Raw genomic sequence first — 22,615 nt, 5'->3', positions numbered from 1 at the left:
GAAAACGCCGATCCCAATCTTGCCGATCGCGCCGAAACCCGCGCCGGCATTGCCTCGGACGGCCGTCGGCGCCCCGGCGGGTATAATCCCGCGCGGCCGCCGCACGCCCCGGCGCAGGTCGGCCGACGCGCCGCGAACGCCCGGCCGCACCGACCGGCGCCCGCGCACCCCAACCGTCCAGAAGGCCCGTGCATGACGTTTCAGCCTGTCGAGTCCTATACCCGCGTACGCCTGTCCGACGTGGTGTCCGATCAGATCAAGTCGCTCATCTCGGCCGGCAAGCTGCTGCCCGGTCAGAAGCTGCCGACCGAGCGCGAGCTCGCCGCGCAGTTGAACGTGTCGCGCCCGTCGCTGCGCGAGGCGCTCGTGCGGCTCGAAGCGGACGGCTTCATCGGCTCGGTCGGACGCGGCGGCTTCGTCGTCGCGGACATCACGGCGCCCGTCGTGTCGAACCCGCTCGCCGATCTGCTGCTGCAAAACCCTGAAGCGAGCCACGACGTGCTCGAACTGCGGCATGGCCTCGAAACGATCTCGACCGCCTACGCGGCCGAGCGCGCGACGCCCGGCGATCTCGCGAAGATCAAGGACGCGTTCGATTCGCTCGCGGGCCTGTCGCTGAAGCACGAGCCAGGCCGGCTCGCCGAGGTCGACGCGAACTTCCACCTCGCGATCGCCGATGCGACGCACAACGTCGCGCTGATCCACGTGATGCACGGCATCCACGGGCTGCTGCAGGAATCGATGCACAAGTCGCACCGGCTCGTGAACCATGCGGACACGATGGAGCGCGCGCTCCTCGAGCAGCACACCGAAATTTACGAAGCGATCGCCGCCAAGGACCCCGAACGCGCGCGCGCCGCGGCTGAGCGGCATCTGCAGTACGTGCGGACGCTGTACGAACGGGCGGCGTAACGCGTTCGTCACGCCGCGGCCGCCGTCGCCGATGCTAAATTGGGATTTTTCGACGAGGAGCGCGCATGCCGACGCCGGACCATCCATGGAATTCGCTGGAGATCGTCAAGCTCGCCGCCGATGTCCTCACGCCGCTGTCCGTCGCCGCGTTCGGCTGGCTCCTCAGCCATCGGCTCAAGCAGCTCGAGCTCGTCCAGTGGACGAACCAGAAGCTGATCGAAAAGCGGCTCGCCGTCTATGACGCGGTCGCGCCGCTCCTCAACCGCCTGCTGTGCTTCTACACGTGGGTCGGCCCGTGGAAGGACATCTCGCCCGACGACGTGATCCGCACGAAGCGCGAGCTCGACCGGACGATCCACATCTACCGCCACCTGTTCGACGACGACGTCTACCGCGCCTATCAGGCGTACCTCGACGCGCTGTTCGACACGCATTCCGGCGCCGGACAGGACGCGCGGATCAGGTCGACGATCGCGAGCCCCGACGGCGACCGCATCGGTCACGGCACCTATCGATGGCATCCCGCCTGGTCCGCCCGCTTCTCGAGCACGGACGTCGCGTCGAGGGACGAAGTGAGGGCGCGCTATCAACGCATCATGGACGGATTGCGCGTGTCGCTGGGCGTCGCGCGATGACAGCCGCGGGCAGCGCGCGACGCCCAGCCGTCGGGCCCTCGGGCCCTCCGGCCGCTGCAACATCCGCCGATACAAAAATCGCGAAACGTCACGGACTGCACATCAACGTGTCACACGCAGCGTGTCTGATTCGGGGTACCGATCTTGGTTGACTTCGTTGATCTCACGGCCCGCACGTGGCGTCGGCGCATGCGCGCCGCGTCGTCCGGGACCGGACCGGCACCGACATGAAAGCACGGCCGATGCTCGAATACGCGCTGCACCCGGTGGAGGATCGACTGGTCCACGTCGACGAACTCTGTCGTGCGGAACCCGTCCCGCGCGGGTGGGCACGCTGCCCGCTCTGCCTGGAAGCGCTCTACGTCGTGCAGTTGCGCGACCGCTCGCACGCGCGCCGCTTCGTCCATCTGGCAGGCGAATTCGCGCGCTGCCCGCTCGTCAACGACGCGCTGCCGAACCCGCTCGCGGTCCACGTCGGCCCGCCGCTCGACGAGCACGGCCGGCGGCAGCGCGCAACCTTCTTCCGCCACTGGCAGCGGCATCTGCACACGATCCGGCAGACAGCGTCCGCGTTCGGGATCGCGCGCTTCATGCGCGTGATCGAGCACGCGGACGTGCTGAAGCTGTGGGCGTGGCCAACGCTCGCGCAACGCGACATCCCATACATCCTGCTCGTGCTGACCGAGTTCATCGCCGCGCCCCGCGGCGAGAAACAGGCTGCGTGGTCGCGCTTCTGGTTCGATGCGTCGGTGCAGCAGATCGACGATCTGCGCAAGCCGCGCGGCATGCTGCCGCGGCTGTTCCGGCTGCGCTACCGATTGCCCAGGATGTCTAAGTTTCCGAATGCGCGGCATCTGATCGACTGCCAGCCGGTGCAGATGGACGATGCCGGCCCGAGCGACACGGCAATCGGCACGCCGCGCGCCGACATCGCCGCGTTCGAGACGTTCGCCGCGCGTTTCGCGCGGCAACCGATCGAATGAGAAGGAAGATCGCGCGGCTCGCGAACCTGCGACGCGCGCGGACGCGTCACGTGTAGAGCGACGCGTCGGGCAGCATGCCCGTCAGCGCATAGCGGCCGACGTCGCGCAGCCGGTAGTCGAGAGGATCGTGCAGCGTATGCGTGCGCGCATTGCGCCAGAAGCGGTCGAGCGCGAGCGGCGCGGCCGTCGCACGCGCGCCGCAGGCGTCGAACAGCGCCTCGCTGACGTCAAGCGCCGCACGCTGCGCGACGATCTTCGCCTCCGACACCGCGAGCGCGACTTCCGCGCGCGCATCGGCCGTCAGCGCCGCCTTCTTCGCCCATGCGGTCTGCAGCGCCCGCGCCGCGCGATCCGCGAGCGCCTCGGCGCTCACTGCCTGCACGCGCATGTCGCCGAAGCGCTGCAGCGTGTACGGATCGTCGGCCGCTCGGTCGACGCCCGAATGCACCCATGGCCGCCCCGCTCGCTGCACGTAGTCGCGCGCCTCGGCGAGCGCGCCTTCCGCGATGCCGACGAAGAGATTCGTCAGCACGAGCTGCGACACGAGCGTGCGCAGCGTCGCGCGCGGCGTCGGCGGCGTCTCCGAGCGATGCAGCACTTCGTCGGGCTCGACGCGCACGCCGTCGAACGACACGCTGCCGCTGTCGGTTTGCCGCTGGCCGATCGGATCCCAGTCGTCGCGCACCGCGATCCCTTCGCGCCCGGTCGGCACGACGGCGAACACCGGCTTGCCCGTGTCCGGATCGTGCGCGGATATCGTCATCCGCTGCGAGCCGCGCGTGCCTGAGCAGAAGCCCTTGACGCCGTCGAGCCGGTAGCCGCCGTCGCCCGTCGCGTGTGCGACGAGCCGCGCGTCGAGCGGGTTCACCGCGTTGCCCCACCACCAGTCGTGCTCGACCGTGCCGCGCAGATAGCGCTCGCGCTGCGCGGCGCTGCCCCATACGTCGACGCTGACGATCTGCAAGCATTGAAAGCCGAGCAGATGCGCGAGCGCACTGTCGACGCGCGCGAGCGCGCGGATCGTGTGATAGATCACGGGCCAGCCGGCTTCCTGGCCGCCGAATTCGCGCGGCACCGCAAGCGTCAGCAAGCCGGCGTCGGCGATCCACCGCTTCTCGCGCGCCGCGTGGCCGCCCGCGCGATCGCGCTCGGGCGCGCTCGCGCGCAGTGCCGCGATCAGCTCGGCGAGCGTGCGCGGCCCTCGGTCCGCTTCGGCAGTCAGTTCAACCAGGACTCGTGGATCGTTCATTCGGAGGCTTCCCAGATGGCGGGCTCGCCGGTCGATGCGACGGCGGACCGCGATGTCACGCGTCCGCACGCGCCGCACCGCCGGTTGTTGTCGATCGCCCGATAAGCAGTGTGGTGTACGTCGAATACTAGCGCCGGGCACCTGTAATCAATGTACAAATATGTGTCGGAACATCATCGCGTCACACAACCGCGCCGACATGCATCGAAATGTGCGACGCGCGGCTGTATGAAGGATCAGCGTTGCTCCGCAAGCATGCGCGTCGACGATCGACGAGGATTGCTTACGTTTCTTGCGATTGCTCCACTGCCCGGACATTCGCTCGTCGCGGCAACGCGGCTGCCTGCCCGACGTTCATGCATGGCGCGCCGCGCGGCCTTCGACGGATGTCGGACGACTCGAACCGCGCCATGCTGCGAGCCGATTACGATCATCATCGTCTCGCCGTCGTCGCGACGCGGCCGTGGCATTGCTTCCCGAAAACCGCCATCGTCACGAGCCCGCATGTCAGTTCCATGTTCCATGCGCGGGCGCTCGCGCGGCGCATGTCGTCGGCGTCGCCATCGCAATGGCAGCCGTGGCGCTCGCCATCCGCGTACCGCGTCGACGCGCCGTGAACGATGCGCACGTTCCGAATCGTTCCGCAGGTGCAACGGTGAGCTTCTTCGGGAGCCGACGCGACGCCCGCCATGCGGACGCGATGTCCGGCCCGCGCGACGCTCGACGTCCCATCCGGCGCGCCGACGTCGACGCCGTTCACGCCCGCGCCCGACGACGGCCGTTCGAGCCCGTTGATGAGCCGCAGCAGCGTCGACTTGCCTGCGCCGCTGCGGCCGATCACGCCGAACACGCCGCCGCGCGCGACGTCGAGCGTCACGGCGCGCAGCGCGGCCGACGGGCCGTGCGGACCGTTGAACACCTTGCTCGCATGCTCGAACGACACGGCCGCACCCGCCGCAAATGCAGCCGCCGCGTCGCGCGCGGCCGCGCCGGCTTCTCGCCTGGCCGCCGTCGAGCGTTCGATGAAACATGGGGAATCGAATAGTTGCACCATCGGATCGCCTCGTCGCCTTCTCACACTTTCTCGGCTTCGCGCACGCGGCCGAACCGGTGCTGCGCGCCCGCATGCCAGTCGGGCAGCCGCGCGCTTCCGCCGAAGAGCTTCGCGCGCAGCGTCGGCGCGCAATCGTAGTCCTCCTTATAAAGGCCGCGATTCTGCAGTTCCGGCACGACCCAGTCGACGAAATCTTCGAACGACTCGGGCATCACCGTGCGCGTCACGTTGAAGCCGTCGACGCCCGTTTCGTCGATCCACGCGGCAAGCTCGTCCGCGACCTGAGACGGCGAGCCGACGACCGGGTGATAGCGCCCGCCGATCGACATCTGCTCGAGCATGCGCCGCACGGTCCACACGCCCGACGTGCTTTTCTTCGAGATCGCGTCAACGGCCGACTGGATCGAATCGGTCTTCACGTGCGCGATCGGCTCGTCGAGACCGAAGCGCGCGAAATCGATGCCGGTCGAGCTCGCGAAATGCGCGAGCCCTGCTTCGGGGTTCGCGTAGCGCCGGTATTCGTCGAACTTCTCGCGTGCGAGCCGCGCGTTCTCCGCCGTCACGACCGTGATGCCCGCGAAGATCTTGATCGACGCCGGATCGCGTCCGATCCGCGCGGCGGCCGCGCGAATGTCCGTCACCGCCGAGCGCGCGGCGGCCTTGCTCTGCCCGTTCACGAACACGCACTCGGCGTGCTTCGCGGCGAACTCGACGCCGCGCACCGACGATCCGGCCTGATAAAGCACCGGCGTGCGCTGCGGCGACGGCTCGCTCAGATGGATCGCGTCAACCGAATAATACGGCCCGTCGTGACGCACGCGTCGCACCTTGTCCGGCTGCGCAAACACGCGCGCGTCGCGGTCGCGGATCACCGCGTCGTCGTCCCAGCTCCGCTCCCACAGCTTGTAGACGACGTCCATGTAATCGTCGCCGCGTGCGTAGCGATCGTCGTGCTCGATCTGCTTCACGAGCCCCATTCCGCGTGCGGCGCTGTCGAGGTAGCCGGTGACGATGTTCCAGCCGATGCGCCCCTTCGTCAGATGATCGAGCGTCGACATCCGCCGCGCGAACAGATACGGCGGCTCGTACGTGAGATTCGCGGTCACGCCGAAGCCGAGGTGTCGCGTCACCTGCGCCATCGCCGGCACGAGCAGCAGCGGATCGTTGACGGGCACCTGCACCGATTCGCGCAGCGCGACGTCGGGGCTGCCGCCATAGACGTCGTAGACGCCGACGATGTCGGCGAGGAAGATCCCGTCGAACTTGCCGCGCTCGAGCGTGCGCGCGAGATCGGCCCAGTAGTCGAGGTCGGTGTAATGTGCGGAGCGGTCGCGCGGATGCGTCCACAAACCGTGGTTGATGTGGCCGACGCAATTCATGTTGAACGCGTTCAGCAGGATCTTCCTGTTCGCCATTGCACGGGCTCCCGCGTCACCACGCGACCGCGTACAGCGAGCCGAATGCGTTGTCGGGCGCCTTGCGGATCGCCGGCGAATGCGGGTAGATCGAAATGAACTTGCGGATACGCGGATCGTCGACGCGTTCCGGCCGCACGACCCATTGCAGCGCGGATAGCTTGTTCTCGACGCCGTCGAACAGCAGCGCGCTGTTCGGATCGGCGGCGCCCGCGAGCTTGATGAAGCTCGGATAGCCTTGCGCGAGGTAGACGTCGTCGAGAGTGCGCGCGAGCTGCGACGCTTCGAGCGGCACGATCTTCAGATGTTTCGGATTCGCAACGATGTCGCGCGTCGTCGCGCGGTAATCGGCGCCCGGTCTCAGCTTGACGAGCTCCGCACGCTGCTGCAGCAACAGGCGGCCGTTGACGGGATCGTTTGCGATCGCGGCGAAGTCGTAGCCGCCCTGCTGCTTCGCATTCTCGAGGAACGGGATGTGCTGGAAGTAGTTGACGTCGATGTCCTCGTTCGCGAGCGCGGCGTTCGGTGTGTTCCAGTCGGTGAATTCGATGATCTTCACGTCGAGTCCCTGCGCCTTCGCCTCCTTCGCGGCGACCTTCAGCGCTTCGATCTGCGGGCTCGTCGCGATGCCGACCTTGAGCGGTGCGGAATCGGCATGCGCGAGCGGCGCAACGAACGCGGCGCTCGCGAGCACCGCCACAAAAGCGCGCGAAGCGCGCCGGACGATGCGCGCAAGAAACGGGCGAGACTGCATAGGAGGTACTCTCTTCAGGATGCCGGAGCGAACGATGTCGGCGGGCGGACGAAGCCGCCCGCGCTTGCGCGTCGATGCGGCTGCTTCATTTGGAGAATGAACTTCGATCGATGATAGGACCGCCCGATGGGGCGGTCTACGAAGCGATTTCGCAAAGTAAATCGCGGCGGGCGATATAGCGCGGCATGCGCTGCAACAGGGTCAGGGCGCGGCCGCGCGGCATCCTCGCACGCCGCGGCATTCGCGTGCGCCGTTGCGATCCGGATACGTCGTCGACCGGCGATGCCGGCACATGATGCACGCACATGACGCACGCCGCGATCGCGCGCCCATGCTGCCCGTCGGCGCGCACCGTCAGATCAATCCGCGCGCCGCCGCGATGACGACCGCCTGCGCGCGATTGTTCGCGCCGATTTTCCGCGCGGCGTTCGACAGATGGAACACCACCGTCCGCTCGGAAATACCGAGAATCTTCGAGATTTCCCAAGCCGTCTTGCCGCGTCCCGCCCATTGCAGCGATTCCCGCTCGCGCGCCGTCAGATCGCACGAGCCTTGCCGCCTGAGCCGGCAGTCGAGCAGTTCCTGCATCGCCGCATGCACGAAGCTCGCGAGCAGCTGCGACAGGCTCAGCAATCTCAGTACGTCGATCGTGTCGCGCTCGAAAGGCGCGTCGGTCGCCATGCTGAGCATGCTGATCGTGCCGCCGCGGTCGTGAACCGGGCAACTGAGCCCGTAGACGAGACCGTACGACTTCGCTTCGTCGCGCATGATCTTCGCGCGGCCGGTCGTGTACAGCTCGTCGCTCCAGATCAGCGGCACGGTCCGGCATCGGCAATGCTGGACCACGGGATCGATCGACAGATAGTCGGCGGAGTCGTATCGCAGGCGCCATTCGGCGGGAAAGCCGTCGAGCATGCAGCGACTCGACGACATCCCGGCGATCTGATGCCGGTACGCGAAATTCTTGAAGCCCAGTTGACGAACGTGGTACGCCGTCTGCTCAAAGAGGCTGTTCTTGCAAGTGGCGTTCAGAATTTCGTTAAACGAACAAATGGACAAGCCTTCGAACATAGAACCGCCCAGCTCAAGTAAGAATATTAGATTAGCGAACCAATGAAGAAAGCGTGCTCGAAAGGGCAATGTGGCGACGGCCACTCGTTTGCGGCGGCGGCTTCGCTGCGCGCGTCGCGCGAGCCTGTCCCCTGAAATGTGCGCCGCCGAAGCGCAGACGCGCGGCGCGCAATCGCGCCGCCCGATCCATCGGACGCGGTGCGGCGATTCGTCGCCGGCGCCGGACTAGCGATCGACCAAGCATCGTTCGAATTCCTGCATGTGTCGGCAGCGTTCGCCTCGAAACCGGCTGTCGCAAACGCTGTCGCTCGACGACGTCTCCCCTCGCCCGCCACTGCTTCAGCGGCGGCATGCGCCCTTGTGCGCATCGTGATCGAGCGTGACTGGCTGAAGGTAATTTTCAGCACGCCCGGCACCGGCAGGGCAAACGTCGACCGACGATCGAACAAAAAATCCCCGGAAGACTATAGACGAACGCGACGCCCGCATGGCTCGTCGGCCCAAAAGCGTCTGAAGCATGCAATACGGGCGCCAGCGATGAGCCATATGCTGCGCGCGCCACGACGATGGCCCTTCGTCGCGGCAAATCGGCAACGGCATTTCCGACAATTTCGAGAAGAGAAAAGTTCAGTTTGTTTTTAAATTGGCCCGGATTATTTCAAAATATTTGATCAAATTTTAGTTTCATGCGCCCATTCGCTTCAAACGAAAATCAATTACATCGATTTCCTGCCTTTATTTTTCTGCAGCCAAATAATTACCGCAATGTCGAACTGGAAGTCATCGATTCGATGATATCCACCATGAAGAAATCCGGCAGCCCAGCTTTACAGCTTTCATGATCTGGCTTCGGAATCGTTTCCAATAATCGAATTTACATATCCGGAATTTCGAAAGATAAAAATTTCCCGAGTATGCACGTATGGTATTCGGTCAAAAAATGGTTTCTCCGGCTTTTAAAGTTCATTTCATTTGCACATTTTAACGACGATTTCAGTGAATCTCGGATGTCAAGATCGGTGGTTTTTCGTGCCGCCCAGGATCATTCCTATAGGAAATTTCCAGAAATCCATGATGGCCCGGCTTGCACATTTTCCGCTCCCGATTTACACGGAATACACTGCAATTCGACTACATCGCGACTGTAAGAAATTGCAGTATCGATTGATTCATTGCCTCTGATAATTTACCGCCGGTCATTCGGAGTAGTTCTCATGAGGCAAATAGTTTCTACGAGCAACGGATCCCTCGACAGCCGGGTCCGGATCATTGCGTTCCCGTTCGCAGGCGGAAGCGATTCCAGTTATGGAGACATCGCACGCGAGCTCGGCGACGCGTTCGCGTTCACGACGCTCGGTCTGCCCGGGCGCGGCGCGGCGCAGCACATCCCGTTCTACGACGATTGGCCGTCACTCGTCGACGATCTCGCGGCCGAGATCGCGCGGCTCGACGACGGGACGCCGCTGTTTCTGTTCGGCCATAGTCTCGGCGCGCTGCTCGCGTATGAGGTCGCACGCGTGCTCGAGCAACGGAGCGGCGTACAACCGGCCGGCCTGTTCCTGTCCGGCCATCCCGCGCCCGCACGCGAACGCGCCACCGACGCATGGCGTCAGCAGACGCACGCGCTGCCCGATGCGGATTTCATCGAAGCCGTGCGGCGCTGGGGCTTCTTCCCCGACGGCGCACTCGACGATCCCGACGTCGCGCGCTACGTCCTCCCGCCGCTCCGAGCGGACCTTCGGCTGGCCGAGATCTACCGGCATGCGCCCGGCGACGCGCTGCGCGCGCCATGCGTGATCTACGGCGGCGCCGCCGATCCGAGCACGACCGTCGACGACCTGCGCGCCTGGCGCGCGCACGTTTCGTCGCAACGCGCGTGCCCGGTCGAAGTGCTCGACGGCAACCACTTCTATTTTCTCGACGCATCTTCTCGCGCGGCGCTGTGCGCCAGTGTCGCCGGCCACGTCGAGCGGCTCCTCGCGGACCGTCCCGCGTCGATCGCCGCGGCGACGCCCGATTCGAACACGCGCGCCGCGGCGTGCCTGCGCGCCGCGGATGATTGGGGCGATGCGCATTCGGTGCTCGCCGCGATTCGCGAGCGCGTCGCGCGCATGCCCGAAGCGCTCGCGCTGAAGGACGGCGAGCGCGCATGGACCTATCGCGAGCTCGCGTCGCATGCGGCCGAACTCGCCGACGCGCTGCGCGCGGCGGGCGTCGGCCGTCAGGACGTCGTCGGCGTCTTTTTGCCGCACGGCGCGGAGTACGTGCTGACGATCATCGCCGCATGGTCGATCGGTGCGTCGGTGTGCCTGCTCGAGAAGAGCTGGCCCGATACGCTCGTCGGCGAATTCGTCGCGAGCTGCCGCGTCGCGCAGATCGCGACGATCCCGGCGCTGCTCGCGCGCGCGAGCAAGCATCTGCCCGCCGCGCGCTGCACGCTCGTCGCCGCATCGCCGGAGCGCACGGATCGCGCATGGACGCCCGTTGCGCCGCGCCGCGACGACATCGCGTTCGTCTCGCTGACGAGCGGCTCGACGGGCAAGCCGAAGGCCGTCCTCACGACGCACGTCGGCACGAGCTATTGCTTCTACGCGCGCGATGCGCTGTATCCGTACGCCGACGACGAGCGCGAAGGCCTCAACGTCTTTCTCGCATGGGAATGCCTGCGTCCGCTGATGTTCGGCCGCCCGGCCGTCACCATCGGCGACGACGTGATCTTCGATCCGCCACGGCTCGTCGCGCTGCTGCGGCGGGAGCGGATCACGCGGCTCGTCGTCACGCCGTCGCTGCTCGAAAGCGTGCTCGATTTCCCCGGCATCGCCGCCCAATTGCGCGACGCGCTCGCGCACATGTCCGCGTGGTTCCTGATGGGCGAAGTCGTGCCGCAGCGCGTCGTCGACAAGGCCCGCGCGGCGTTCCCGCCGTCGGTGCGGCTCGTGAACGCGTACAGCACGTGGGAAAGCCTCGACGTCTGCTACGCCGATCTGCTGCCGTCGAGCGGCGACGCCGGCGGACGGCGCGTGCCGATCGGGCGGCCGCTGCCCGGCTGCGCGCTCGCGGTGCTCGACGAAGCAGGACGCGCGGTGCCTGCGGGCGCGACGGGCGAGCTCCATGTCGCATCGCCCGGCCTCGGGCCCGGCTATCTCGACGACGCGGCCCGCACCGCCGAAAAGTTCCTGCCGTCCGTGCCCGCGCTCGCCGAGCGCGGGCACGACACGCCCGTCTACCGGACGGGCGACCGCGCGCGGCTGCTGCCGGACGGCCAGATCGCGATCCTCGGCCGCATCGACAACACGGTGAAGATCCGCGGCTTCAAGGTGCTGCTGCATTCAATCGAGAACGCACTCGACGCGGTCGACGGCGTCAGCAAGTCGCTCGTCGTGCCGATCGGCGATCCGCACACGCGGCAGCCGTCAGCGCTCGCCGCGTACGTCGTCGGCAACGACGGCGCGCCGTCCGAGACGACGCTCGCGCGGCTGCGCCAGCAAGCGCGCGCGAAGCTGCCCGAATACGCGGTGCCCGCGCATTTCATCGGCCTCGACGCGTTTCCGCTGCGCGCGGGCACATCGCGCAAGCTCGACAAGAACGCGCTGCCGCCGCCCCCGCCGACGGCCGCGCCGCCCGCCCCGCGCGACGCCGCGGCGCGCTTCGCGGGCGACGGCCTCGAAGCGCGGCTCGCGGACGTCTGGCGCGACGTGCTCGGCGTCGCATCGGTCGCGCGCGACGATCATTTCTTCGAGCTCGGCGGCAATTCGCTGAGCGCGGCGAAAGTCGTCGGCCTGCTCGGCGAACGGCTCGGGCTCGCGCTCGCCGTCGTCGATCTGTATCAGCACAGCCGGCTGCGCGATCTCGCCGAATACTGCCGCCGCTCGCGAGACGGCGCGGCGCGCCCGCATGCGGCCGAGGCGCGCGACGCGCGCGCGGCACGCGCGACGCCCGCCGCCGATGCGCCGAAGGTCGCGATCATCGGCATGGCCGGACGCTTCCCCGGCGCCGATTCGATCGACGCGTTCTGGCACAACCTGACGCAGGGCATCGACAGTCTGTCGCGCTTCTCGCGTGAGCAGCTGCTCGCGAAGGGCGTCGACGCCGCGCAGCTCGATCATCCGGACTGGGTGTCGGCCGCGCAGGTCGTCAGCGACGCCGACAAGTTCGACGCGCTCTTCTTCGGCATCGGCGCGCGCGAAGCCGTGCTGATGGACCCGCAGCACCGGCTCTTCATGGAAGTCGCGTGGAACGCGCTCGAACAGGCGGGCTACGCGCGCAGCGACAACCGCTACCGCGCGCGCACCGGCGTGTTCGCGAGCTGCGGGATCGACGGCTATCTCGTCCATCACCTGCAAGGCGGCGGCCTGCATACGCCGCTCGATCCGGGCCGGCTGATGCTCACCGAGATCGGCAACGAGAAGGACTACATCGCGACGCGCGTCGCGTACCAGCTCGATCTCGGCGGACCCGCGATCTCGGTCGGCGCCGCGTGCAGCAGCGCGCTCGTCGCGGTCGTGCAGGCGGTGCAGGCGATCCGCTCCGGCCAGTGCGAGATGGCGATCGCGGGCGCGTCCGCGCTGTCGTTCCCGAACTTCGGCTTCTGCCACGAGGACGGCCTCGTCGGCAGCGCCGACGGCCACGTGCGTCCGTTCGACACGCGCGCGAGCGGCACGCTGTTCGGCGATGCGGTCGGCGCGGTCGTGTTGAAGCGTCTCGATCTCGCGGAAGCGGACGGCGACCCGATTCTCGCCGTGATCTCGGGCGTCGGGCTATCGAACGACGGCCGCATGAAGGCGGGCTACACCGCGCCGAACGCGGACGCGCAGCGGCGCTGCATCGTCGACGCGCTCGACATGGCGGGCGTGCGCTCCGGGCAGATTTCGTACGTCGAATGCCACGCGACCGCGACGCTGATCGGCGACGCGATCGAGTTGAAGGGACTCTCCGACGCATTCGCCCAGACGCGCGGCGGCGATGCGCCCGTCGCGGGCAACTGCGCGATCGGCTGCGTGAAGGGCAACATCGGTCACGCGAACTGCGCGGCCGGAATCACGGGGCTCGTCAAGACGGTGCTGCAGCTCCAGCACCGGCAGCGCGTGCCGACCGTGCATTTCGACACGCTCAATCCGAAGCTCGTGCCATTCGTCGAGCACGACGCGTCGCCGTTCGTCGTGCAGCGGCACGGCGACGACTGGACGGTCGCCGATCCGTCGACGCAATTGCCGCGGCGCGCCGGCGTGTCGAGCTTCGGAATCGGCGGCACGAATGCGCACGTGATCGTCGAGGAAGCGCCCGCGCGCGCCGCCGCGCCCGCCGTCGGCGGGCCGCGCGCGCGTCATCTGATGACCGTCTCCGCACGCTCGCCGGGCGCGCTCGCGCGCCATCTGCGCGCGCTCGCGGAACGCGTCGCGACGATGGACGCCGCCGAACTCGCGTGCGGCGCGTACACGCTGCACGTCGCACGCGAAGCGCATCCGCTGCGAGTCGCGCTCACCGTGCCCGCGCAGCCGGCCGAAGCGGCCGCCGCGCTTCACGCCAATGCCGACAGGCTGTCCGAAATCCTCGATGCGCCCGACGCGCCCGACACGCTGAACGCCCCCGTTCGCGCGAAGCCGGGCGCGACCGTCGCGTTCTGCTTCTCGGGCCAAGGCTCGCAGCATCCGGGCATGGCGCGCGCGCTCTATCGATCGAGCGCGGAAGCCGGCCGCTTCCGTCATCACTTCGACGACGCCTGCGCGGCGCTCGAACGCGCGCTCGGCATGCCGATCGCGGACGCGATCCTGAACGCCGACGACGCCGCGATGCGCCGTCCGCTCGTCACGCAATGCGGGCTGTTCGCGGTCGAGCACGCGCTCGCGTCGGTGCTCGGCGAGTATGGCGTGCGGCCCGTCGCCGTCGCGGGGCACAGCATCGGCCAGTACGCGGCCGCCGTCGCCGCCGAGGCGCTCACGCTCGATCAGGCGGCCGCGCTCGTCGCGGCCCGCGCGAGCGCGACGGAAGCGCTGGCGACGTTCGCCGCCGCCGACGGCGCGCTCACGCGCGGCGGCATGCTCGCCGTGACGGGCGACGAAGCGCGCATCGAGCAGTGGGTCGCGCAGCGCGCCGACCTCTGGATCGCGGTGCGCAACGCGCCGCGCACGCTCGTGCTGGCGGGCGGCGAGCCCGCGCTCGCGGACGCCGCGCGCGCGCTCGCCGCGCTCGACTGCCGTTGCCGGCCGGTGCCGGTGTCGCATCCGTTCCATACGCCGCTGATGCGGCCCGTTGCCGAAGCGATCGCCGCGCGGCGCATCGAAGGCGCGGCGCCGCGGATTCCGATGACGTGCAACGTGTCGGGCGGCTGGCTCGGCGCCGACGCGGCGTCGGCCGACTACTGGGCGCGCCATCTGCTCGCGCCGGTGCGCTGGTCGGACAACGTCGCGGCGCTGCTGCGCTGGAAGCCGGATGTCGTGCTCGAAATCGGCCCCGGCGCCGTGCTGTGCAGCCTGCTCGGCAAGCATCTCGCGGCCGAGGCGATCGCGGACACGCCTGCCGATGCGAACGCGGGCGCGCATGCGGCGACGATCGCGCCGCGCGTGCTGTCGTCGCTGCCCGCCGCGCGCAGCGAGGCGGACGACGCCGATCATTTCAGCAACGTGCTCGGCGAATTGTGGTGCGCCGGCGTGCCGATCGATTGGCGCGCGTATCACGCGCACGACGCCGCCTCGCCGGGCCGTGCGCTCGCTCGCGCGCCGCTGCCCGGCTACGCGTTCGAGCGCGACAGCTACTGGACGCGTCCGGAAGCGTCGATCTACGTCGATGCGGCGCTCGATTCGCCCGAATCCGCGACGTCGACGGCATTCGCGACGAACACGGCGGATGCGGAGCGCGCGGCGACCGAGGCTGCGTTCACATCCGCCGGTGAATCGCCATCATCCATCGACGACGGTCACGCCGACAACGCCGCCGGCCTCGCGTCGCCGCGAGCCCCCGCGCCGCGCTGGCTCGCGCGCCTCAGGCCGCGCCGCCGGCCGCGGATGAAGCTGTACTGCTTCCCGTATGCGGGCGGCAGCAGCCGCAGCTTCGACGGCTGGGCGCGCATCGCGCCGGATTGGCTCGACATCGTCGCGATCGAATGGCCGGGCCGCAACGCGCGCGCCGAAGAGCCGCTCGCGCGCGACGACGCCGACGACCTCGCCGCCCGCGACGCGATCGCCGCCGCGATCGTCGCGGACGCGGGCGAATTGCCCGTCGCGTTCTGCGGCTCGAGCTACGGCGGCGCGGCCGCGGCCGAATTGCTGAGCGGGCCGCTGCGCGCGTGGGGCGCGAGCGGGCAGGTGAAGGGGCTCGTCGTCGTCGGGCGCGCGCCGCTCCTCGACCAGCCGGCGATCGACGCGCCGGCGGACAGCTTCCTGCTCGTCCCCGACGCGCTGCGCGACGATCCGCTGTGGCAAGAGATCTTCCGGCCGGTGCTCGAAGCCGACCTCGACGCCGACACGCGCACCGCGCACCGGATCGCGCAGCGCTGGCGCGACGGCGGCCGGCAGCCGCTCCTGACGATCCCGCTGCAGATTCATGGCGGCGCTGACGATCCGGCGTTCGACTGGCGGCTCGCCGACGACTGGGCGCGGATCTCGTCCGCGCCGCTTGCGGGCCGGCACGTCTATCCGGGCGGCCACGATTTCATGATGCGCTGCGAGGTCGAGATCATCTCGCGCGTGTCCGCATGGCTGCGGCCGCAGCGCGAAGCGCGGACGACGGCGCCCGCGCCGACGTTCGCGCTGCATTGGCAGCCGCGGCCGGTTGCTTCGGTTGCTTCGGTTGCTTCGGTTGCTTCGGTTGCTTCGGTTGCTTCGGTTGCTTCGGTTGCTTCGGTTGCTTCGGCGGATTCGTTCGCCTCTGCCGCCGCGCACGCGCCGAATGCGCCCTCGCTGCCCGAATGCGCACTCTACGTGGCCGGCCAAGAAGCCGACGCGCTCGATTGGCTCGCGCCGCGTCTGCGCACAGGCGGCGGCCATGCGGCACTGCTGTGCGTCGGCGCGGGCGACGATCCGCTCGGCGTCGCGCAATGCGCGAGCTTCGTCGAGTTGTGGCAGGCGCTCGCCGCACGCGAATGCGCGGGCGCGCTGACGCTGCTGCTGCCGGCCGACGCGCGCAGCGGCCCGCTCGTCGGCGCGGCGCGCGTCGCGAGCGCCGAGCATGCGGCGTTGCGCGTGCGGCTCGTCCTCGCCGACGACCATCCGGATCTTGCGCCGCGCCCCGCCGATTTGCGCTGGGCCGCCGCGCTCGCGCGCGACGCCGCGAGCTTCGCGAACGAACCTTGGCTGCTGCGCCGCGACGGCCGGCTGTTCGTGCCGCGCCTGATCCCGCACGCGGCGCCCGCGCTGCCCGAAGGCGCGCTCGGCGCGGCAGGCGGCCCGTATCTGGTGACCGGCGCGGCGGGCGGCGTCGGCCGCGCGCTCGTCGACTGGCTGATCGACGAACAGCAAGTGCCGCCGCACCGGATCGTCGCGCTGTGCCGCGACGCCCGCACCGCGCCGCGCGGCGTGCGCGCCGTCGCGGCCGATCTCGCCGACGCGCGCGCGCTCGACGCCGCGCTCCAATCGATCGGCGCGGTCGAAGGCATTTTCCATCTGGCGGGCGTGCTGGACGACGGCGTCATCGGCAACCTCGACGACGCGCGGCTGCGCCGCGTGCTCGCGCCGAAGCAGAGCCTCGCCGCGCTGCTCGCGCACGCGCCGCGCTGGCGCACGCGCTGGGTGGTCGCGTTCTCGTCGACGAGCGCGCTGCTCGGCGTGCCGGGACAGGCGAATTACGCGGCCGCGAACGCGTGGCTCGATCAGCTCGCGTGCTGGCCCGCGCAACCGGGGCAGCCGGCCGTGCTGAGCATCCAATGGGGCAGTTGGGCCGATGTCGGCATGAGCGCGCGCAGCGACAAGGCGCTGCGCCGCGCGATTCAGGATGGCGAGCGCCCGCTCGCGCCCGACGCCGCGTTCGCCGCGCTCGGCGCGCTGCTTGCCGGCGCGCTCGGCGGTGCGCTGCCCGGCCGCCAGTTCACGGTCTGCGACGTCGACTGGCCGCGCTCGCCGTGGCGCGACGCGCCGATCGTCGCCGAGATCGCGCGCGACGATGCGTCCATTGATGCAACGGCTGCGCGCGGCGCAATGCGCGGGATGAACGAGACGCGCGCCAAGCACGCGACGGGGGCGACGGGTGCGACGAACAGCACGAATGCAACGGATGCGATGGGCACGTCGGCGAATGCATCGCTTCACGCGCTCGCGCCCGGGGCAACGGCTGCCATTCCCGCCGAAGCCGACTCGGGCATGGCGCGGCCACCGCGCCCGGCACACGAACGCGCGCGCCCCGCCGCCGCGCCTTCCGCTTCGTCGCCGGCCGCTCGGGCGATGCCGTCCGCAAGCGCATGCGACCCCGTCCGCGCGTTCCTCGAAGACTACGTGAGCCGCTGGGACGAGCGGCTCGATCTCGCGACGCTCGGGCTCGATTCGCTCGATCTCGCGCAGATGCGAAACGGCTTTTTCAAGCAATTCGGTGTGCAGATACCGCTTTCGACGCTCGCATCGCCGACGCTGAAGATCGGCGAGCTGGCCCGCCGGATGCGGAACGTCGCCGGCATCGCGGACGAGTAGATCCGCCCTTCCCGTCACCCGCGCATTCCGACGCGGCCGCAAAGAAGAGGTCCGCCGGGTTTTCCCGCCCGGCGCACGAACTCAGTCAAGGAGAGCAGCATGACGATCACCCTCATCGATCCTGTCCAGCAACGCACGGGGATCTATCCGTCATCCGACCTGAAGGTCGACGACGGCTATCCGTCGACCGACACGTTCCAGATCATCCAGACGCAGGACGGCCGCGGCGCGGGCGTCCGCGTCCTCCACGCGTTCGCGCGCGGCCGGCGGATGGCGCGCGTGTCCGGGCAGATCACCGCGTTCTGCCGGCTGCACACGCTGCAGATCAACGCGCACACGCATCTGTACGACCCGCACTTCAGCGGCCTGCTGCTCCATTCGTGCGATCCGAACGTGCGCCTCGACATGGCGGGATTCGAGCTGTGGTCGCTGCGCGATATCGCGCCGGGCGAAATACTGACGATGGATTACGCGTCGACCGAGGACGTGCTGATGCGCCAGTTCGAGTGCCACTGCGGCGCGCCGAACTGCCGGCGCTGGATCACCGGCGCGAAGGAGCTGCCGAACGAAAACGGGTTGGCGCTCCTCGCCGGATTGCGGACCGCCGCGCTCGCGTGATCGGTGCGTGCGGCGCGCGATGCGCGTCGTAAGCGTGGCCACGATGTTTCGCCGGCGGGCGGTTGCGTACGGTGCGGTTGTGCGATGCGCTTGTGCGATGCGGTTGTGCGATGCGGTCTTGCGATCGGGTCTTGCGATCGGTGGCCGGTCTTCCATGATCGCCGATCGACAGCCGCGGGTCGCACGCCCGGCAGTCGGGCACTTGATGATCGGCGTTCCGATGCCCGGCAATCGGGTGCATGGCGTTCATGTCGGTGCAGAAATCGGCGGCACGCGGTGATCCCGAAATCGTGTTCGACATCGACGTCCATATCGCCATTGCCATCGCCGCGCAATACCCCGATCACGCGCCGCCCGCCCACCACGGGCGTCCGACGCGCGCCGCCGCGCCGCGTCCCGCCCGCCTCATCAACGAATGGAGAACGCGCTATGGATTCCTTCATCGAACTGCAAGAAAACGACCGTCGCCAGGTGCCGGTCCGTGGCCGCGCCTTTCTGGCGGGAGCCGACAGCCCGCTCGTGCCGGTAACGATTCCGATCGCGAACGATCTGGCGCTCGCGCTCGCGCATCCGGCCGACACGCCCGCCGACGCCGCCGTCCTCTGCCGCGACGCGATCGACGCGCGGCTGCCCGACACGGGCGCGCTGCTGTTCCGCGGGCTGCCGATCGCCGGCCGCGCCGGCTTCGACGCGTTCATGCGAGCGCTCGGCTACGCGCCGCGCAGTTACAGCGGCGGCATCGCGGTGCGCGCGCGCGACGCGGGCTACGCGCTCGTCGCGAGCCAGGAAGACCCGCGCATCACGATGGCCCCGCACAACGAGATGGCCTATCTGCCCGACGCTCCGCGCAAGGTGTTCTTCTTCTGCGCGGCCGCCGCGGACGAAGGCGGCGAAGTGCCGATCAACGACATCCGGCTCGCCGCCGGGCAAATCCCCGACGAGATTCTCGCGAAGTTCGAGCGCAAGCGGATCGGCTACCACCGCTATCTGCCGCGCGAATCGACGCCGACGCAGATCGGCTGGATCGACACGTTCGGCGTGCGCGACCGCGACGCCGTCGACGCGCTGATGCGCGACAAAGGCTACGCACACCGCTGGCTCGACGACGACGGCCTCGGCTACGGCTACGTCCACGACGCGTTCCTCGACGATCCCGCGGGCGGCGCGCCGCTGTGGTTCAACCAGGTGACGGAGCTGCACGCGTCGTACTGGCGCAGCCATCCGCTCTTCCCGTCCGACTGGGACGACGCGCGCTATCCGGCGACGACGACGTACGGCGACGGCGAGCCGATCGATCCCGAGCTCGTCACGAAATTGCGCGCGGCGCTGTGGCGCACGTCGCGCGCGGTCTCGATGCGGCCGGGCGACGTGCTCGTGCTCGACAACACCTACGTGCAGCACGGCCGTTTCGCGTTCTCCGGGCCGCGCCTGCATCTCGTCAGCCTGACCGACTGAGGTTTCCGATGGCACACCGAAACGATCCTCCTCTCACGAGCGCGCAGCAGGACACGCGGCATCTGCTGCACCCGTGGGCCGACCTGTCCGCGCTCGGCCGCGAAACGCCGACCGTCGTCGTCGACGCGGACGGCACGCGCGTGACCGACTCGAACGGCCGCACGTATCTCGACGCGATCGGCGGCATGTGGTGCGTGACGGTCGGCTACGGCCGCCGTGAAATCGCGGACGCGATCCGCGACCAGGCGCTGCGCATGCCGTTCTACACGCCGTTCGGCGCGATGACGAACGAGCCGGCCGCCGCGCTCGGCGCGCGGCTCGCCGCGCTCGCGCCCGGCGACCTGAAGCGCGTGCACCTGACCACCTGCGGCTCGACCGCGGTCGAATCCGCGCTGCGCTTCGCGCATTACTACTTCGGCGCGACCGGCCGCCCGCGCAAGCGCCACATCGTCACGCGCGGCGACGCTTACCACGGCAGCACGTATCTCGCCGCGTCGGTGTCCGGCAAGGCGTGGGACCGCACGTGCTTCCATTACGACGACACGATCGTTCATCACCTGTCGTCGCCGAACCCTTACCGGCGGCCGCCCGGCATGAGCGTCGACGCGTTCTGCGCGACGCTCGTCGACGAATTCGACGCGCTGATCGCGAAGCTCGGCGCGGACCGGATCGCGTGCTTCATCGCCGAGCCGATCCTCGCGTCCGGCGGCGTGATCGTGCCGCCGCCCGGCTACCTCGCCGCGATGCGCGAGCGCTGCCGCCAGCACGACATCCTGTACATCTCCGACGAAGTCGTCACGGGCTTCGGCCGCGTCGGCCACTTCTTCGCGTCGCACGCGCACTTCGGCATCGAGCCCGACATGATCGTCGTCGCGAAGGGGCTCACGTCCGGCTATCAGCCGCTCGGCGCGGTGCTGATCTCGGAGCGGCTCGTCGATGCGGTGTCGGGCGAACACGCTTACGGCAACGGCGTGTTTACGAACGGCTTCACGTATTCCGGCCATCCGGTCGCGAGCGCCGCCGCGCTCGCGAACATCGAGCTGATGGAGCGCGAGCGGATCTGCGAGCACGTGCGCGACGTCGGCCCATACCTCATCCGCCAGCTCGACGCGCTGCGGCGCTTCCCCATAGTCGGCGACGTGCGCGGCGATCACCTGATGGCGTGCATCGAATGCACGAGCGGCGCGGGCGCGGCCGGCGCGCTGCCGACGCCGGACGACATCGCGATCGCGCAGCGCGTCGACCGCCATTGCGAGGCGATGGGCCTGCTCGTCCGGCCGTACGAGAGCATGTGCATCCTGTCGCCGCCCCTCACCGTGACCCGCGCCGACATCGACGAAATCTGCGCGATTCTCGCCACCGCACTCGAACGCACGCAGCGCGAGCTCGCCGAATGCGCGCCCCTTCCCGAGGAAAACGAGACATGCTGATCAACGGCGTCTGCATCGAAGGGGGCGGCGAGCCGCTCTCGATCGTCGATCCGGCGACGGGCGCGCCGCTCGCGTCGCCCGCTTCCGCGAGCGCGGCCGACATCGAGCGCGCGGTCGCGGCGGCCGAAGCCGCGTTCCCCGCATGGCGCGCAACGACGCCGCAGACGCGCGCGAGCCTGCTGCTCGCGCTCGCCGACGAAATCGACCGCCAGGCCGAGACGCTCGCCCGCATCGAAAGCCGCAACACCGGCAAGCCGCTGCATCTCGTCGTGCAGGACGAGATGCCCGCCGTCGCCGACTGCTTCCGCTTCTACGCGGGCGCGGCGCGCACCGCGAGCGGGCCGTCCGCGGGCGAATACGTCGAAGGCCATACGAGCATGGTGCGGCGCGATCCCGTCGGCGTCGTCGCGCAGATCGCGCCATGGAACTACCCGCTGATGATGGCCGCGTGGAAGCTCGCGCCGGCGCTCGCCGCCGGCAACACGATCGTGTTCAAGCCGTCGGAGTGGACGCCGCTGTCGATCGTCGCGCTCGAAGCCGCGCTCGCCCGCATCTTCCCCGCGGGCGTCGTCAACATCGTGCTCGGCGGCGGCGCGACGGTCGGCCGCGCGCTCGCCGCGCATCCGCGCGTGCGGATGGTCTCGCTGACGGGCTCGGTCGAAGCCGGCAAGTCCGTGCTCGCCGCGGCCACCGGCAATCTGAAGCGCACGCATCTCGAACTCGGCGGCAAGGCGCCCGTCCTCGTGTTCGACGATGCCGATCTCGACGCGGTCGTCGCCGGCATCCGCTACGCGGGCTTTTACAACGCCGGGCAGGACTGCACGGCGGCGACGCGGATCTACGCGCAGCGCGGCGTCTACGACACGCTCGCGCAGCGGCTCGCGGACGCGGCCGGCATGCTGCGCGTCGGCGCGCCCGAACGCGCCGACGCCGAGATGGGGCCGCTCGTCAGCGCCGCGCACCGCGCGCGCGTCGATCGCTTCGTGCAGGAAGCGGCCGCGCCGCCGCACGCGACGGTGCTCGCGGGCGGCGCGCCGCTCGCCGGCCCCGGCTGCTATTACGCGCCGACCGTGATCGCCGGCGTGCGCCACGACGATGCGGCGATGCGCCGCGAAGCGTTCGGCCCGGTGGTCACGCTGACGCCGTTCGATACCGAATCTCAGGCGCTTCGCTGGGCGAACGATTCGGAATACGGATTGGCGTCGTCGGTGTGGACCCGCGACGCGGCGCGCGGCATGCGGCTCGCCGCTTGCATCGAGGCGGGCGTCACGTGGGTGAACGCGCATTTCACCTACACGGCCGACATGCCGCACGGCGGGACCAAGCAGTCCGGCTACGGCTCCGATCTGTCGACGCTCGGCCTCGCCGACTACACGCAGCCGCGCCACGTGATGTGGCGGTACTGACGCGCACGACGCACCGCGT

Annotated in this window: 12 protein-coding genes and 1 pseudogene; 8 read left to right on the top strand and 5 right to left on the bottom strand. The window is 69.1% G+C overall.

Going from position 1 to position 22,615, the window contains the following annotated elements; translation table 11 throughout:
- The first annotated feature begins 192 nt into the window (after positions 1 to 192).
- From WS69_RS20570 to WS69_RS20560, 3 genes are all read left to right on the top strand, one after another.
- Positions 193 to 912 carry a FadR/GntR family transcriptional regulator gene (locus tag WS69_RS20570; protein ID WP_059472526.1) on the top strand — a complete coding sequence of 240 codons (720 nt, stop codon included), beginning with the start codon at positions 193 to 195 and terminating at the stop codon, positions 910 to 912.
- A 65-nt stretch (positions 913 to 977) separates the two neighbouring features.
- Positions 978 to 1,547: a hypothetical protein gene (locus tag WS69_RS20565; protein ID WP_059472525.1), complete on the top strand. Its 570-nt coding sequence runs from the start codon at positions 978 to 980 to the stop codon at positions 1,545 to 1,547.
- Between the two features lie 242 nt (positions 1,548 to 1,789).
- Positions 1,790 to 2,530 carry a hypothetical protein gene (locus WS69_RS20560; RefSeq protein ID WP_059472570.1) on the top strand — a complete coding sequence of 247 codons (741 nt, stop codon included), beginning with the start codon at positions 1,790 to 1,792 and terminating at the stop codon, positions 2,528 to 2,530.
- Between the two features lie 46 nt (positions 2,531 to 2,576).
- Here the strand turns inward: WS69_RS20560 and WS69_RS20555 are convergent, their stop codons facing one another.
- The 5 genes and pseudogenes from WS69_RS20555 to WS69_RS20530 form a co-directional block, all read right to left on the bottom strand.
- The gene (locus WS69_RS20555) at positions 2,577 to 3,752 is read right to left on the bottom strand and encodes an acyl-CoA dehydrogenase family protein (protein WP_059472569.1); all 1,176 of its coding nucleotides are present in this window, start codon (positions 3,750 to 3,752) and stop codon (positions 2,577 to 2,579) included.
- A gap of 739 nt (positions 3,753 to 4,491) precedes the next feature.
- Positions 4,492 to 4,833, bottom strand: a pseudogene (locus WS69_RS35320) (ATP-binding cassette domain-containing protein); the annotation flags it as partial.
- A 20-nt stretch (positions 4,834 to 4,853) separates the two neighbouring features.
- The gene (locus WS69_RS20545) at positions 4,854 to 6,248 is read right to left on the bottom strand and encodes an LLM class flavin-dependent oxidoreductase (protein WP_059472523.1); all 1,395 of its coding nucleotides are present in this window, start codon (positions 6,246 to 6,248) and stop codon (positions 4,854 to 4,856) included.
- A 16-nt stretch (positions 6,249 to 6,264) separates the two neighbouring features.
- Positions 6,265 to 7,002 carry a MetQ/NlpA family ABC transporter substrate-binding protein gene (locus WS69_RS20540; RefSeq protein ID WP_059472522.1) on the bottom strand — a complete coding sequence of 246 codons (738 nt, stop codon included), beginning with the start codon at positions 7,000 to 7,002 and terminating at the stop codon, positions 6,265 to 6,267.
- Positions 7,003 to 7,356: 354 nt separating this feature from the next.
- Entirely contained in the window at positions 7,357 to 8,061 is a 705-nt protein-coding gene (locus WS69_RS20530; protein ID WP_197419290.1) for a LuxR family transcriptional regulator, read from the bottom strand.
- Positions 8,062 to 9,287: 1,226 nt separating this feature from the next.
- Between WS69_RS20530 and WS69_RS20525 the strand changes: the two genes are divergently transcribed.
- The 5 genes from WS69_RS20525 (at position 9,288) to WS69_RS20505 (ending at position 22,596) form a co-directional block, all read left to right on the top strand.
- Positions 9,288 to 17,687, top strand: coding sequence for a type I polyketide synthase (locus WS69_RS20525; RefSeq protein WP_059472519.1), 8,400 nt, complete (start codon positions 9,288 to 9,290; stop codon positions 17,685 to 17,687).
- A gap of 99 nt (positions 17,688 to 17,786) precedes the next feature.
- Positions 17,787 to 18,305 carry an SET domain-containing protein-lysine N-methyltransferase gene (locus tag WS69_RS20520; protein WP_059472518.1) on the top strand — a complete coding sequence of 173 codons (519 nt, stop codon included), beginning with the start codon at positions 17,787 to 17,789 and terminating at the stop codon, positions 18,303 to 18,305.
- Positions 18,306 to 18,734: 429 nt separating this feature from the next.
- Positions 18,735 to 19,760 carry a TauD/TfdA family dioxygenase gene (locus tag WS69_RS20515; protein WP_059472517.1) on the top strand — a complete coding sequence of 342 codons (1,026 nt, stop codon included), beginning with the start codon at positions 18,735 to 18,737 and terminating at the stop codon, positions 19,758 to 19,760.
- Between the two features lie 8 nt (positions 19,761 to 19,768).
- Entirely contained in the window at positions 19,769 to 21,190 is a 1,422-nt protein-coding gene (locus tag WS69_RS20510) for an aminotransferase (protein ID WP_059472516.1), read from the top strand.
- Positions 21,184 to 22,596: a gamma-aminobutyraldehyde dehydrogenase gene (locus WS69_RS20505; protein ID WP_059472515.1), complete on the top strand. Its 1,413-nt coding sequence runs from the start codon at positions 21,184 to 21,186 to the stop codon at positions 22,594 to 22,596. The genes WS69_RS20510 and WS69_RS20505 overlap by 7 nt, the downstream gene beginning before the upstream one ends.
- Positions 22,597 to 22,615 lie beyond the last annotated feature (19 nt).

Source organism: Burkholderia sp. BDU5 (assembly GCF_001522845.1).
In the GTDB taxonomy this organism is placed as follows: domain Bacteria; phylum Pseudomonadota; class Gammaproteobacteria; order Burkholderiales; family Burkholderiaceae; genus Burkholderia; species Burkholderia mayonis.
Note: the sequence above shows the minus strand (reverse complement) of the source record. Positions and strands in the feature narration are given on the sequence as shown.

Bases quoted from the DNA above. Each gene is read 5' to 3' on its own strand.
- WS69_RS20510 (WP_059472516.1), top strand. From the start codon at position 19,769: ATGGCACACCGAAACGATCCTCCTCTCACGAGCGCGCAGCAGGACACG.
- WS69_RS20570 (WP_059472526.1), top strand. From the start codon at position 193: ATGACGTTTCAGCCTGTCGAGTCCTATACCCGCGTACGCCTGTCCGAC.
- WS69_RS20515 (WP_059472517.1), top strand. From the start codon at position 18,735: ATGGATTCCTTCATCGAACTGCAAGAAAACGACCGTCGCCAGGTGCCG.
- WS69_RS20520 (WP_059472518.1), top strand. From the start codon at position 17,787: ATGACGATCACCCTCATCGATCCTGTCCAGCAACGCACGGGGATCTAT.
- WS69_RS20505 (WP_059472515.1), top strand. From the start codon at position 21,184: ATGCTGATCAACGGCGTCTGCATCGAAGGGGGCGGCGAGCCGCTCTCG.
- WS69_RS20565 (WP_059472525.1), top strand. From the start codon at position 978: ATGCCGACGCCGGACCATCCATGGAATTCGCTGGAGATCGTCAAGCTC.
- WS69_RS20545 (WP_059472523.1), bottom strand. From the start codon at position 6,248: ATGGCGAACAGGAAGATCCTGCTGAACGCGTTCAACATGAATTGCGTC.
- WS69_RS20525 (WP_059472519.1), top strand. From the start codon at position 9,288: ATGAGGCAAATAGTTTCTACGAGCAACGGATCCCTCGACAGCCGGGTC.
- WS69_RS20560 (WP_059472570.1), top strand. From the start codon at position 1,790: ATGCTCGAATACGCGCTGCACCCGGTGGAGGATCGACTGGTCCACGTC.
- WS69_RS20540 (WP_059472522.1), bottom strand. From the start codon at position 7,002: ATGCAGTCTCGCCCGTTTCTTGCGCGCATCGTCCGGCGCGCTTCGCGC.